Source organism: Cohnella phaseoli, assembly GCF_003386235.1.
GTDB lineage: Bacteria > Bacillota > Bacilli > Paenibacillales > Paenibacillaceae > Cohnella > Cohnella phaseoli.
In genome coordinates this window covers 15,986-30,977 of record NZ_QRDZ01000042.1, presented here as the reverse complement: position 1 = coordinate 30,977, position 14,992 = coordinate 15,986, and the positions used below count along the sequence as shown (strand labels likewise).

At 54.5% G+C, this 14,992-nt stretch carries 8 protein-coding genes; all 8 read left to right on the top strand.

All coding sequences use genetic code 11. The annotated features are described in order from the left end of the window. Nucleotides 1–88: 88 nt before the first annotated feature. The 8 genes from DFP98_RS34135 (at nucleotide 89) to DFP98_RS34100 (ending at nucleotide 14,659) form a co-directional block, all read left to right on the top strand. Complete coding sequence (locus tag DFP98_RS34135) at nucleotides 89–1,762, top strand: sensor histidine kinase (RefSeq protein ID WP_116065111.1); 1,674 nt, start codon at nucleotides 89–91, stop codon at nucleotides 1,760–1,762. Continuing rightward, complete coding sequence (locus DFP98_RS34130; protein WP_116065110.1) at nucleotides 1,759–3,372, top strand: response regulator; 1,614 nt, start codon at nucleotides 1,759–1,761, stop codon at nucleotides 3,370–3,372. Before DFP98_RS34135 ends, DFP98_RS34130 begins: the two co-directional genes overlap by 4 nt. A 91-nt stretch (nucleotides 3,373–3,463) precedes the next feature. Further along, entirely contained in the window at nucleotides 3,464–4,774 is a 1,311-nt protein-coding gene (locus DFP98_RS34125) for an ABC transporter substrate-binding protein (RefSeq protein WP_209072735.1), read from the top strand. 62 nt (nucleotides 4,775–4,836) lie between these two features. Continuing rightward, nucleotides 4,837–5,727, top strand: a complete 891-nt coding sequence (locus DFP98_RS34120; RefSeq protein ID WP_116065108.1) for a carbohydrate ABC transporter permease — start codon at nucleotides 4,837–4,839, stop codon at nucleotides 5,725–5,727. Beyond that, nucleotides 5,724–6,539: a carbohydrate ABC transporter permease gene (locus DFP98_RS34115; protein WP_116065107.1), complete on the top strand. Its 816-nt coding sequence runs from the start codon at nucleotides 5,724–5,726 to the stop codon at nucleotides 6,537–6,539. Before DFP98_RS34120 ends, DFP98_RS34115 begins: the two co-directional genes overlap by 4 nt. Before the next feature lie 7 nt (nucleotides 6,540–6,546). Further along, nucleotides 6,547–7,587: a glycoside hydrolase family protein gene (locus DFP98_RS34110; protein WP_116065106.1), complete on the top strand. Its 1,041-nt coding sequence runs from the start codon at nucleotides 6,547–6,549 to the stop codon at nucleotides 7,585–7,587. A 33-nt stretch (nucleotides 7,588–7,620) separates the two neighbouring features. Then, nucleotides 7,621–13,362, top strand: coding sequence for an S-layer homology domain-containing protein (locus DFP98_RS34105; RefSeq protein WP_116065105.1), 5,742 nt, complete (start codon nucleotides 7,621–7,623; stop codon nucleotides 13,360–13,362). 136 nt (nucleotides 13,363–13,498) lie between these two features. Then, a complete protein-coding gene (locus tag DFP98_RS34100) occupies nucleotides 13,499–14,659 on the top strand; it encodes a phosphodiester glycosidase family protein (protein ID WP_425455573.1) in 1,161 nt (386 codons plus the stop codon). Nucleotides 14,660–14,992: the final 333 nt, after the last annotated feature.

Sequence of the window (14,992 nt, the reverse complement as noted above, 5' to 3'; positions counted from 1 at the left end):
TTATACCTTATCAAATGGGGGATCGTGTGTTTTAATAAGGGGGATTCCATGGTTTCAATCCTACAAAACCGGCGGTGAATCAGTCTCGATGAAAATTAAATTCAAGCTGCTGGCGTTGCTGCTGTTTTGCACGATTCTTCCGCTCGCCGTGAACGTGTTCGTCTCTTATGACTCGATTAATCAACGTCTGAAGAGCGAACTGATCGCCCAATACAAATCGCAGGCCGACCGACTTAACCAGTCGTTCGAGCTGTCGATTCGCGGTATGGACAACAATATGCTAAGCATCTATCAGACGGCCGAGTTGTACAATTTTGTTACGGAAAGCCAGCATGCCGGCGAGGAAGCGATCGCGAAGCAGCGCCGCGTGGAAAATTTGCTGAAAATATTGACCCATTCGCTGAACGACTTCAGTAACGTGTACTTGTACAGGGATGCGGATCATCGGATGTTCAAAGTGAATGCGAAATTTCTGGATGTTCGCAACGAGCAGGTTCCCGAGACGGACAATCCGGCATGGATCGAGGAGACGAAACGCCACGACGGCAATCTGGTCGTCGTTCGTAACGCGAGCGCCGAGTCCGACCAGCCGTTGCTGTTCGTGGGACGATCGATCCCTGACGTCATTGAGAAGATGCAGGCAGGGGTGATCGGCATCGACCTGGGCGGCACGTATTTTCAAAATATGCTGGGCAAAGATTTTATCGTAGAAAATACGGAAATCCGCGATGCGGACGGCACCGTCATCTATTCGACCTTGAAGGAACCGCCGGATGCCAAGGATCAGCTTGAGATCGTAAGCGAGACCAACGTCTATGGGTGGACAGTCGCGACCTTTCTGTCCAAGGCTACGCTGCAGGAGATTGCGTGGGACGCCGTCAAGCCGACCCTGCTCTGGGGGGCCGCATTTTTGCTGGTCGGAATCGTGCTGTGGCTCATGCTGTCCCGGCAAATCTCCGTTCCGATCTATGGCCTGGTCAAACGGATGCGAGAAGTCGGCAAGGGCGACTTCAGTCTGGCGGGATGGAAACCGAAGCGGGAACGTAGGGACGAGATCGGGTTTCTCGAGCTGCAATTCCGATCCATGGTCGAACGAATCGAGGCGTTGATCAAGCGAGAGTACGAGCTTAAGATGAGCGAATCGGTCGCGCAGATGCGGGCCCTTCAGTCGCAGATCAATCCGCATTTTCTATACAATACGCTGACTTCGATCTACTCCGAAGCTCTGGAGGCCGGGGCCGACAACGTTTGTAAAATGGTCAAGTCGCTCTCGGCTATGTTCCGCTATACGACGGATCATCAAAATGACATTGTAACGCTCTCTGCCGAGGTCGATCACATCCGCAATTATCTGGCGATTCAGAAGTACCGATTCGAGGATCGCCTGGAATTCCGCATCGACATTCCGAATCATCTGGAGACGGCGCCGATGCTGAAGCTCAGCCTTCAGCCCATCGTTGAGAATGCTTTCGTTCACGGTATTTCCCGCTCCGGTCATGGCAAGATTGCGATCGAGGCGCATGAGACGGACGGGAGCGTGGTGTTGACGGTGAGCGATTCGGCCGGTACGCTCGATGAACGGGAAGCGGATCAGTTAACTCGGCAGGTGCGGGAGAGCGGGTCGCTCGGGACAAGCGTGGGGCTCGCCAACGTGCATAAGCGCGTGCAATATTTGTTTCCTGGCTCCGATGGCATTGCTATTAAAGCGATCCATGGAAAGACAAGCGTATCGATCAGTTGGAGGACGGAGGCGGCATCATGAAAGTACTGATCATCGAAGACGAGCCGAAAGTCAGAAGGGCGCTAAAAAGATTGCTGTTAGAGATTGATCCGGCAATCGAATCGATCCGGGAGGCCGAGACGGGCGTCGGAGGGCTGGATGCCGTGCGGAACGAAGAGCCTGACCTGATCGTGCTCGATATGATCATGCCCGTGATGAACGGGAACGAATTACTGGAGCGCCTGCGCGAACGCAAGCTCGACATTCCGGTTATCGTTGTCAGCGGACATAACGATTTCGGTTACGTGAAGCAGGCTCTCGCGAACGAGGCCGTTGATTACGTGCTTAAGCCGTTTGATCGAGAAGACGTGGAGGCGGCTTTAGCCAAAGCGAAGGAGCGAATCGGCAAAAATCGGTTCCGGGAACAAACTGAACGGCTGTGGGAGGAAATGAAGCGGGAGAAGTCGCAGCTTCGCTTGGCCTCCGTGTTGGACAATGTGTACGAAGGGCGCAAGCTGTCGCGGGAGGAGACGGAACGGCTTCCCGCGTTTGTCCGAGAGGACTTGTGCCAAGTCCATGTCATCGCAATTGCGGATTATGAATATGCGCTGCGGGAGCGATTTAATAAGGATAAACAATTGCTGAACTATGCGATTGGTAAGCTTATTGCCGAACATGCGGAGAGCGTAGATTTGCATTTGTTGTTCGGTCCGTCCGGACGGTACGACTGGAGCTATTGGTTGACCGTTCCCGCTTCCGTCTCCTCGGGAGAGTGGGTGAAGGAGCTATTGGACGCGCTCGGTCAAGTGCTCAAATTGAAAGCTTTCGCCTTATCCGACGACTTGGGCCGACGTATAGCCGACTTCTCTTCGGCAATCGCAGCGTTGGAGGACTCGGCGTTCTATGCCGATCTTCGTTCGCTTGAGCTAGGAACAGCAATCTTTCCGAACGGACAGGCGAATCGTCAGGCTTCCAGCCCCGAGCTGCTTGCGGCGGTTGACGCGTTCGTGCCGAAGGCTTGCCATTTAATCAAGCACGGGCTGCCGTTTCGGATTCGCGGCGAATTAGAGCGGCTGTTCGGGGCGGCGACCGCTTCCGGGCGTCTGTCGGCGATGTTCCTGTTCCAGGCCTGGACGCTGCTGCTGGCGCGAGTGGAGACGGAATTCGGCTTGCGCTGTGCTGCCGATCTGCTGGACGGGGTGGAGCCGTTTGCGACGAGGATCGACTTCGACGGGGCGAGAGCGTTGGATCTGTTCGAGGAGACGCTGCAATCCTTCGTAACCGACGCCGCCTATCTGGCGGAAAGCTCGACGCGAGGAAACCGGGCGCTCGCAGTGAAGGAGTATATCGACATCGGCTTTCGAGAGGAAATGTCGCTTGCGGACTTGGCCGAGAGATTCTTTATGAGCAAAGAGTATTTGGCTTCCCAGTTCAAGCGGCAATTCGGCGTCACGGTCGTTCGTTACATTCATACTCAGCGTCTAGACGAGGCGAGACGGATGCTGGAGGAGGACGACCGCTCCGTCTCCGCGATCGCCTCAGCCGTAGGCTACGATCATTTCAGTTACTTCGACAAGCTATTCAAGAGGGAATACGGGCGCACGCCTTCCGAATACCGCATTAACTCGACGGTCAGGCGCGAACGATCTTAATATCGTGCTAATCGATTGCTTAATATCATGGTAGGTGGCCCTTCTCGGAATCCTTATAATGAGGATATTCAATTCGAGAGGGGTCTTTATTTTGCGCAAACAGAACTTGCTAACCCTGACATCCACGCTGTTGATCGGCTCTGCCCTCGTGCTTGGCGGTTGCGGCAATAACGGCGGCAACGCTTCTTCGCCGTCGGTTAGCCCCGCTTCCTCGCCGGCTGGCGAGAGCGCTTCGCCAAGCGCCAGCGCCGGGGGCGAGCCCGTAACGCTTACTGCCTTCCTTTTCAATATGGACAAACGGCAGGCATTGGAGGAGACTTTCAAGAAATTTACGGAGCAGAACCCAAGCATCACGGTTGACCTGCTCGTAAACGACCAGGATTATTACACGGTGCTAAAGACGAAGATCGCCTCCAACGACATGCCGGATATCGTCATGGGCGAATACGGAGATCTGTTGGAGCTCGGACAAGCCGGACATATCCTCGATCTGGCCAACGATGCTTATATCGGCAATTATTCGGAGCAGATTCGTTCGCAGATGACGACACCGGACGGTAAAATCTACGGGATTCCGCTCGACATTTCCGGAATGGGCATCTATTACAACAAGGATTTGTTCAAGGAAGCGGGCATCGAAGCTTTTCCTAAGACGCAGACGGAACTGCGGGAGGCGATCGACAAGCTCAAAGCGAACAACATTACGCCGTTCGGTTTGGCGGTAGCGGATGGATGGACGCTTGCTCATACCCTGTTCACGACGATCGCGGGTACGGCCGACGACGTCAAAGCGCTGGCGGAGAACGCCAAGGCCGGTCAGTCTATCCAATCGGATCGGCTGAAGCAAGGATTTGCAACGTTGGACCTGATCTATGGGAATGCCGATCCGCAAGCCTCTTCCAATAACTATAACGCGAGCCTATCGTTGCTGGCTCAAGGCAAGGTCGCCATGCTTCAGCAAGGCTACTGGGCGTATTCCAGCATTATCGACATCAACAAAGACGCGAAGCTCGGTTTCGGCGCCATCCCTTACAGCGACAACGCCGACGATGCGAAGCTGGGAGTTAACGTGAACGTCTCCTACGCGATCACGACCAAGTCCGCCCATCAGGAAGCGGCTAAGAAGCTGTTCGAATGGCTAACGACCAAGGAAGGCAACGGCATTGCCAACGAGAATATGAAGCAGATTCCGGCCATCGAAGGCGTAACCGTCTCCAGCAATCCGATCGCCGACGATATTCTGTCCTACGTCAACGCGCAGAAGGTTGTTCCATGGTCGCAAGTGCTGATGAACGGCTCGACTCGGGTAGAGGCGGAAGCGATCATGCAGGGCTACTTCTTCAAGAAGAAAACGGCAGAAGACGTCATGACGGAAATCGCGGCTTCGTGGGCGAAAAAATAAAGAGTTAGAGGCGGAAGGGCACCTTGAGAAGTGTCCTTCTCCTCTTCTGGGAGTGGTTTGAAATGTCATCCGGGGCTTCGTCGAAGCTAAGAGGGATCGGGATTACGTTATCTTTTATCGGTCCGATCTTGATACTGTATGCGATCTTTTTCATCGTTCCGCTCGGAGGCTCGTTGCTGTATTCGTTCACCGATTGGGACGGCTTGCAAAATTCGTTTAATTGGGTCGGCTTTCGCAACTATGCGGATCTGCTGCTGCACAGCGGAGAATTCCGCGATTCTTTCTTGTTTACGCTGCAATTTTCCGCGCTGAACATCGTGCTTGTCAACGTCTTCGGCGTACTTCTGGCGCTGCTCGTCGATTCCAAGCTGAAATCGAAATACGCGCTTCGCGTCGTCTTCTTCTCGCCGAACGTCATTTCCTTGATCGTGGTCGGCTTCCTATGGAAATTCGTGTTTTCCTCCGTCTTCTACGAATTGGGAACGAAGCTGGGGTGGAACTTTCTTACTTATAGCTTTCTAGGCAACCCGGACCACATCCTGTATCCGATTGCCGGGGTTTCCCTATGGTCGAGCGTCGGGCTGGCCATGGTGATCTATTTGGCAGGACTTCAAGGCATCCCCGGAGAGTTGAAGGAAGCGATGCATGTGGACGGAGCGGGGAGCTGGACGAGGTTCTGGAAAATGACCCTTCCGCTGCTGATGCCCGCGATCGTCTCCAATGTTTTTCTGACGACGACGAATTCCTTCAAAGTGTTCGACCTGATTTTGGCTTTGACCGGCGGAGGCCCGGCCAATTCCAGCCAAAGCTTGGCGATCAACATTTACCGCGAGGCGTTCACGGCGAACTCGTATGGATCGGGAACGGCCCGCTCGATCGTGTTCTGCTTGTTTATCGTCATCGTTATGCTCATACAGTTCCGAGTATTGCGCAATAAGGAGGTGAGCGCATGATTCGCAGAGGCTTCGGAGAAATCGCGGCTGTGCTGCTCGCGCTTCTATTTTTGCTGCCGATTCTGTTCGCCCTGTTGAACTCTTTCAAGACGAACGGGGAGATGCTCCGTTCCTTCGTGTCTTGGCCGGAGACATGGGAGCTCGGCAACTACAAGCGGGTGTGGAAGGATATGCATTACCCGCGGGCGCTATGGAATACGGTGCTCGTAACGGCTTTAGGAGTCGGATTCACGCTGCTGCTAAGCGCAATGGCGGCCTATCGGATCTCGCGAATGAACGGTTCTCGCGGCTTCTGGCTGCTCATGTTCTTCACGCTGTCGATGATGGTGCCATTCCAGACGATTATGATCCCTCTGGTTAAGCTGGCATCCGAGCTGAATCTGATGAACTCCCGCTTAGGACTAGTGCTGATGATCGTCGCGTTGTTCTCTCCGTTTACGATTTTCCTCTACAGGGGCTTTATGACTCAGCTTCCGGCGGAGCTGGAAGAGGCCGCTCGAATCGACGGGGCGAACGTCTACCAGACGTTCTTTCGCATTATCGTTCCGCTGCTGCTACCCGTCACGGCCACTGCAGCGGTGTTAAACGTGCTGTGGGTTTGGAACGACTTTATTCTCTCTTTCCTCATGCTTCAGCGAGAGGAAGTGATGACGCTGCAACTGACCGTCTACCGATATTTCGGAACGTACAGCCAACAGTGGAACCTGGCGCTGGTGTCGCTCATTCTGGCGGCGATTCCCGTGCTGGCGTTGTATCTGGCGCTGCAGAAATACATTATTAAAGGCGTCGCGGCAGGCGCGGTGAAGGGATGAAGCTAAGATGAGAGTGGAACAGGAAGAGTGGCTCGCCAGGTGGAGCACGCCTAGCAAGATGGTAACGCCGGCGCTGTCCGGATCCGGAATCGCGGGACGCTACGATTCTCACGGCGTGGACTGCCCGTTCGTCTTCCGGCATAACGGACGGTTCTACATGATGCACGTCGGCTTTGACGGCATCGGCTATCAAACGGGACTTGCCGTCAGCGACGATCTGCTGGAATGGCGGCACGAAGCTGTCATTCTCCCCCGATTGGAGGACTCGGACCGCTGGGACCGGGTCGGTGCGGCGGGTTCGTGGATGCTGCTGAATTCGAACGAGATCCGTGAGACGCCGACGCTTCGCAAGCGGGACGGTAAGTACTGGATGATCTATCATGCTTATCCAGACGAGGGATACGAAGCCGGGGGAGCCGTGATGGGGCTGGCTTGGACGACGGACGAATCGCTGCGGGAATGGCATCGGCTTGAGCGCCCGATCTATACGTACGAGAACGGCGGCGATTGGGAAAAAGAAGGCTTGTACAAGTGCTGTCTGCTGGAGCATGGCGGGAAGTACTGGATGTTCTACAACGCCAAGGGCGATGGTGTATGGCCATGGAAGGAAGAGACGGGCGTCGCAACATCGGACGACCTGATGCATTGGGAGCGTTATGGCGGCAATCCGGTGATGCCGTGCAAAGAAGGAACGTTCTACAGTCAGTTCTATAGCGATCCTTGCATCCGCTACGACGGAGAGACAGGGCGCTGGTTGAACTTCGGGTTCGGCTTGGACGGGAAGCATGCGCAGGGGTTATTGGCGGTATCCGAGGATTTGCTTCGGTGGACGACGCTCGACAAGCCGCTGCTCCCGCACGGCTCCCCGGGAGAGCTGGACGAGATTCACGCTCATAAATCGTCGGTCGTCGTGTGGAACGGTACGCTCTATCATTACTACTGCGCTTGCCGACCGTGGTTCGAAGGCGATGCGACACGGGTTGAGGTGTTCGAGGGACAGGACGAATTCCGGTGTATTGCGTTGGCGAGCAATCGTGGCAAATCATAATCGACTCCGATTTGAGTCGAAAGGAGAATTTCGATGACAAGACAATGGATACTCTCGGCGATGTGCGGTACTTTGCTTTTCTCGACCTTGACGGCCGCTCCCGAACGGGCAGGCGCTTCTTCCACGAACGCTCTCCCGGCGGTTATACAGGACAGCGGCAATAAGAAGATTACCGTTAACGCCGGAGAGTTGAGTCTCGCGTTCGATTACGACGACAAGTTGATTTTGTCGTCGATGAAGCTGGGAGGGAACGAAACGCTCGAGCCGGGAGAGGTATCGGGCTCCGGGGTGCTTACGGCTGCCAACCCAGTAACCGTAAGCGCGTCGTATACGAATTCCGGCGATAATATTAACCACTTGAAAGACGGAATTATATCTTATACCGAGAATCCGCGGAATCGCTGGACCGCTTATCGGAGCAACAAACAACCGGTAACCTCGGATTGGATCGAGTACGACTTCCGGAATAACGTGAACGTAGACAGGCTCGAGATTTATTATTTCGAGGATGCCGGATATACGGCCGCGCCTCAGAGTCATTCCGTCCAATATTGGAACGGGTCCACTTTTGTAAACGTTACCAATCCCTCGAATAACCCGTCTGCTCCTCTCGGCAACGCGGCGAACACCGTCTCGTTCGACAAAATTCATACATCGAAAATCCGTTTGAATATGATCAATAAAAGCCCAGGCGGAGGCAAAACCGCTTATTATGCGGCCATTACGGAACTTGAAGCCTATGACGGGACGACTAACCTGACTCAATCCCAATGGATCGGCACCCATCTTTTAGCTGCTTCCCCGCAGGCGACGGTGGACGGTCGGACGGTCACGTTCAACGGTATTATTTACGAGAGCGGCGGAATCCCGATTAACGAGACGTGGACCGTAGAGGCGCGATCCTCGGATATTGTTCTTCATGTCTCCCGAACCTATGGGGGTGCGCTTCAGCTTAAGGATCAACGGACACTGTCGTTCGCATTCCAAAGCAAGGCGTTCGACGTCGTGCAGAGGACGGAAGACGGAGGGAGCTTCATCCTGTTGGATCCCGGAGTGAACGAATCGGGGGAGAGAAGAAGCCTGAACCGTTTTTTGTCGCGAACTCCCTATACGACGTCCCCGAGCGCCAATCCGGAGAAATCCAATGTCATTCGTACCGGCAGCTGGTATGACAACGATAGGTTCAGCTTTTATACGGCAAACCTGGATTTGATCGACAAGCTCCACCGTCAGATATTGAGCATCGATCTGGCTTCGAACCGCAACCGGGCGACCAAGATTTGGCGTAAGCCTCTGAATGAGACGGGTGCTCTTGTCGTAGAGCATAAACTGAGCGATCAAGCGTTCTCGCTCGGCGGCACTTCTAACGCGCAAACCGGGAACAACGATAAATACTTGCCGCTCGGCATTTTTCAGAAAAACGATTTCAAGACCGTGCAGGTGCAGGCCGGTCAGACAGATACGTTCACTTATACGTTCGGTAGCGAAGACAACTTGGATGCCTATTACGATATCGGAGAAATTCCCGCCAGCTCGGGCATCGATGAATTCACATTGGCGGAAGCCCTTCAGGATTACGCCAGATCGTCCGTCATCGATCTGAACGTAGGCATGGGGGACACGGATGTCAGCGGAATGGGTCCTTACGAAACATGGTGGTATTCTCGGAACGCTCTAGCTCTGCAAGGAGCGGGTAATGGAGCGTATTTGGATACACTTAAAAATTTCGTTCGTTTCATCAAAAGTTACAACTATCCGATTCATGGAACGGGACAGCTGTGGGCCGTCTCCGCCAGGGAGAACGTCTGGTACAAGGATTATTTCTTTGACACGTACGGGCAGTTTATCGCGGGAATCGCGGCGATCTACGACTTGTCGGCGGATGACGCCTGGCTGGCGGAAGTCAAGGACATGGCACGGAAGGTACTGGATTGGGCGGCCTTTACCCGAGATATCAATAACGACGGCCTCATGGAATCCTTCGCCTATCAGGTGTCCCAGTGGGACGACCAGAGCAAGATCGGTCAGAACAGCGCGTACGCCAATGCTTTCCTGTACAAAGCGTTGCTGGATTGGGCCGCATTGGAGCAGGACGTGCTCGGCGATCAACAACGGGCCGACAAATACAGGGCCAAGGCGGCGCAGCTCAAGACGACGTATAACAAGGACCAGTCGGAGGGGGGCTTCTGGTCGGAGGCCACGAAGTCGTTCGTCCACTCCCGAGGCTTGAACGGGCAAATTTACGGCGATGTCGGCCATACTTTTGAAAACGCTTATGTCATTATGTTCGGCTTGGTCGACGAGACGCGCGCGCGATTAATTCTGGAGCAATACACGGACTTCCAGAGCGGGAATAATCTATTGAACCAGCCGCTAGCTTTGTTCCCGGCCCAGAGAACGGCTTATTCGAGCTCGGAAAACAATAATCCGTTTCCAAGCTATTTGCACGGAAACAGCTTCCCGCAGTTGAGTTACGATATGATGGCCGCTTACGCCGCAATCGGCAATAACGAGGTCCCGGCGGAATTGCTTAGAACGCTTGTCGAGCAATACGGCAAAGACGGACTGATCTGGAACACGTATACGTGGGATTTGAAGCCGGACACCTTGCGGGAGCCTTGGATGAGTGCGAACGCCCGTCCGATCGCCGGATTTTACGACATCATCATGGGGATCAAGCCCAAGTATGATCGGCTCGTCATCGATCCGTCGATCGACGCTTCGTTATTCGGAACGAGCGTCAACTACGAGCTTAGAAATCATTCGTTCACCATTCGGCATATCGATGACAAGACCCGAATCGTGGACACGGACGGAGCCATTCCGGTCGAATCGGTATGGAGAATGTTGGTCAACGATAAATCCTATCTCGTTAAGGATGAAAATCTAACGGACGGTACCGTTGCATCGGTCTTGCTGTTCCCGGCGAACGGACAGGCGGCCTATACTTTTAACGCTCGGGGTCAGCACAGGCTGACGATAACGGAAAAATCGCCGGCCGTTTCTTTCGAGGACATCCGCGGCTCTAACGTGTCCGAAGACCGGATCACAGCGGATCTCGTTCTTCCCGCGGTCGGTCGCAACGGGGAAACGATTACGTGGCAGTCGGATAATCCGGGCGCGATTGCCCCCTCCGGCACCGTAACGAGACCGTCTTTCGCCATGGGCGATCTTCCGGTGAGGCTGACCGCGACTATTCAAGGGGGCGCCGACGCTTATCAACTGATTTTCTTGTTAACGGTCGTGCGGGAACAAAACTCGGAGGCGAGCGTCCGATCCGAAGCGTATGAGATCGACGAGACAATGCGCACGATCTCGAACGTGCCTAGCGGAACCCGGACTCAGGATTTGTTTGCCGGATTGACTTGCGCGGAGAACGCGACTTGCGCTCTCTATCTCAGCGACGGCACGACCCCGGTTGCGGATCAAACGTTGACCTCTGGAATGAAGCTCAAGGTCGTCTCGCAGGACGGACGAAATACGAGGGGGTACACGCTCATGGTCGGGAAGAAGAACTTGGCGCTCAATCCGTCCAAGCAGGGCTACCCGAACGCGACCCAATCATACGCCTATACGACATTTCAACCTGATGCCTGGAAGACGGTGGACGGCATCATCTCATATACGGACAACCCGCATAGCCGCTGGCACAATTATAAAACGACCAATGCGTCAGTCGGCGAAGAGTGGCTGAAATACGACTTCGGCGAAGTCAAGGCGGTTAACCAGGTAGATCTTTACGTCTACGCGGGAGGAGGAAACGAGACGCCTCCGACGTTCATTCGAGCGGAATATTGGGATGGCAACGGGTGGACGAATGTGCCGAATCAGACGAGCGATCCGAGCATACCGGACGTCGCTCTGAACCGAGTTGCTTTCGACACGATACAGACTTCGCAAATCCGAGTCGTTCTAGGTTTCGATCCCGACAAGATCATTGCCGTGACGGAAACGGAAATCTACGGTCCAAGCGAAGATACGGCGCTGGCCTCCGGAGCTTACGAGATCGATAGCACGGCGGGAACGATTCGCGGAATTTCTTTGGATACCGACGTGCAGCAATTCGTGAATCGAATCGTAGCCGCCGAGGGCGCGGTTTTCGGGGTGTATGAAAGCGATGGTTTGACGCCTGTCTTCCAAGGAGAGATCCAGCCGGGGATGACCGTTGTGGTCACGTCGGAAGGCGGGGCTTCGCAAACGTATTCTCTTGACGTTCAAGCTCGTCCGTCGTGGGTGAACGGGACACTGGCGACCGCAAACGTCACCTCCCGTTCCGCGCTGCTCCAATGGTCGGGAGCGATCGATCCCTCCGGCGAAATTGCACAGTATAAAATCTTCCGAAACGGAATGGAAGCGGGAACCGTGACGGGGGCTGTCTACTCGTACATGGTTGATGGGTTAAGCCCGGCAACTGTGTATTCGTTCACAGTGGAAGCGGGCAATTCTACCGGTGTCTGGAGCACGGACGGACCGGCGGTTACCGTTACGACTCTTGCAGAGGAAAACGGCAACAACGGCAATGGCGGAAACAACGGCAACAACGGCAACAACGGCAACAACGGCAACAACGGCAACAACGGCAACAACGGCAACAACGGCAACAACGGCAATGGCAATGGCAGCAATAATAGTAGCAATAATGGCGTCGATGGGAATGGTGGGAATGGTGATATGACAGGCACTCCGCTTGCGACGGTTAAGGTGGTCGAGACTGATGGGCGAGCCGTCGTCTTGGTTCCTCAGGGTCAAACCTTTGTCGATATCCCGTTCCGTCAGGCGAGCGTGCTTCCGCTTCGCGTCGGATTTGGTAAAGCTTTGCTGGATGTGGAGCGTGGCGTTATGGATGATCTGTCATCCGGACTCAATTGGGGAACGGATGCCCAGCTGCGCGTCAGCGTCGGTCCGGTTAGCGGCGGAGCCAACGAAAAAGCGCCGTTAGCCTCAGGAATGGCCAAAATCCGTCAGGCAGATCGGGTCTATGATGTTCGGTTGTCTTTCACGGACAAAGATCGGTTCGTCGATTGGCAGGGTTCCGGCGGCGTTCATATCGCCCTCCCTTATTCGGCATCTGTCGATGAGGAGCTCGTCGGAGTGTATTATTTCAACGAAGTGTCGGGCAAATGGGAGTATGTCGGGGGAACCGTGGACCGTAGCTCCAACCTCGTATTGGCCGAAGCAAACAGGCCCGGAAATTACGCCGTTCTAGAGGTGGAGAGGACGTTCGTCGACATCCCGGCGGGACATTGGGCTGCGCGAGCGATAACGGTGCTAGCTGCGAAAGGGATTGTGAGCGGCGTGAACGATTCGGAGTTCAAACCGCGCCAACCGACGACAAGAGCGGAGGTTGCCGTCCTATTGGTCCGAGCATTAGGACTTAAAGCGAAAGGTGCAGCGAAGTTCGGAGATGTGTCTGGGAACGCTTGGTACGCGGCGGATATAGCTGCGGCCTACGAATCTGGGCTGATTAAAGGAGTCGGGGAGGATGCATTCGCTCCCGATGCGCTTATTACGCGGGAGCAATTGGCTGTATTGGCGACAAGGGCATACGAGTATGTGACCGGCGATTATGAAGCGAGGTCCGGTGTCTCGGCGGAATTTAAAGATGCGGGTCGAATAGCCGTCTGGGCGGCAAGCTCCGTGCGCAAGGCTACGACGATCGGATTGATGAAGGGGCGGTCGGACGGCAGCTTCTCTGCCCAAACGGAAGCAACCCGTGCGGAAGCAGCACAAATCGTATTGAATCTGCTGGAAATAATACGAAGCAAAATCGAATAAAGAAGGCATCAGGCGTCAGAGAGGGGCTATCCGCTCTCTGGCGTTTTTTCTTTCGACAGCAACAACCTAGCGCTTACTCTCGTATATAGGAGGTACGATATTCGTAGAGCAAAGGAGCGTGCGGACCTTGCAGTCATTGCCGCCAAGATCCACCAGAACGTCTTCGCACGCAGCAAGCGGCGGAACGCCGAAGACGGCCGCGCCGCAGCGAAGCGGAAAGACGGTCAGAAGAAAGAAATCTTTTCTGTGGAGATTATATAAATTCGTTTTCGTTACGGGATGCTTGTCCATTCTTTTATTTGCGATCTGGTTTTATCTCACCCCGTGGGGCAACACCTATCGTTATATGCTGGCCGATTCGCTGATCACGACACAGCATAGGGAATGGGCGAAATATATTATCGGGGAAAAGGCGCTTAGGGAACGGGTGGCAGGGTATGTGAAGCAGTTTGAAGAGATGGGGGAGGAGCGCGATACGCATACGATTCCCGAAGAAGAGGAAGGATCGGGGACCGGGGAACAAGCGCCGGAGGAGCTGACCTCCGTCAAAGAGGTTGATGGGGAGGGCTTTCACGGTTACCTGCTGACGGTGCGGGATCCGAAGAAAGTCAGGCTGGTCGTGCCCAACAAAACCGGACGGGGCGAGAGGGTGTCCAGCATGGTGAAGCGGACGGGCGCGATTGCAGGCGTGAATGCGGGCGGCTTCGCCGATCCGAATTGGCGCGGCAACGGCTTTAAGCCGATTGGGCTCGTTATTAGTCAAGGCAAGGTGTATTACAACGGCTTGGGCAGTACGAAAAGCGTGCAGATTGTCGGCATCGACAAAGACGGCAAGATGCTCGCCGGCAAATACTCGCTTAAAGAGCTGATGGAGCTGGGCATTTCCGAAGCGGTCAGCTTCTCGCCGCGAATTATCGTGAATGGCAAAGGGCTGATCCCCAATCGTTCGCAAGGGTGGGGAGTCGCTCCTCGCACTGTTATGGGACAGCGCGAGGACGGGGCGATTCTGTTCTTGCTGATCGATGGGCGGCAGCCGGGCTACAGCATTGGCGCTACGCTATACGACGCTCAGGAAATATTGTTGGAGAACGGCGCGGTCATCGCAGCCAATCTGGACGGCGGCTCCTCGACGGTACTGGTCCAAGAAGGCGGCGAGATCGTCAATAAGCCGTCCTCTTCGTCGGGCGAAAGATATTTGCCGACCGCCTTCCTCGTTTTCGAGCATCCGGAAACGGTAGATGTGCCGAATATATGGGAGGGACTCAAGCCTTCCGACATTGATGCGGGTAAATGGTAGGATAGACAAAAAAGGGGTATGTACCTTCTGGTGACCTAATCATAACCCACAATAATTCCAATTGATTGGAAATTGAACTTTTGCGGCGGATCTATTGGCACACAAGAGTTTACGCGGGGAAGTTTGTGCGGAAAATCGTACAACGCAGCTCGAATCAGGCTTAAACGGCGGGCGTTTGTGGGAAAAACCGTACAAATCCACTCGCTCCAGGCTCAAACGACGAACGTTTGTAGGGAAAATCGTACAAAGAAACCAAAATCAAGGGTTGTATGTCGCTAAAACGTCTTCAATGATAATAAAGGACAACTCCTGGGGATTATCTGGAAGTATTTT

Excerpts from the sequence above, each read along its gene's own strand:
- DFP98_RS34115 (WP_116065107.1), top strand. The coding sequence starts at position 5,724 with ATGATTCGCAGAGGCTTCGGAGAAATCGCGGCTGTGCTGCTCGCGCTT.
- DFP98_RS34120 (WP_116065108.1), top strand. The coding sequence starts at position 4,837 with ATGTCATCCGGGGCTTCGTCGAAGCTAAGAGGGATCGGGATTACGTTA.
- DFP98_RS34135 (WP_116065111.1), top strand. The coding sequence starts at position 89 with ATGAAAATTAAATTCAAGCTGCTGGCGTTGCTGCTGTTTTGCACGATT.
- DFP98_RS34130 (WP_116065110.1), top strand. The coding sequence starts at position 1,759 with ATGAAAGTACTGATCATCGAAGACGAGCCGAAAGTCAGAAGGGCGCTA.
- DFP98_RS34110 (WP_116065106.1), top strand. The coding sequence starts at position 6,547 with ATGAGAGTGGAACAGGAAGAGTGGCTCGCCAGGTGGAGCACGCCTAGC.
- DFP98_RS34105 (WP_116065105.1), top strand. The coding sequence starts at position 7,621 with ATGACAAGACAATGGATACTCTCGGCGATGTGCGGTACTTTGCTTTTC.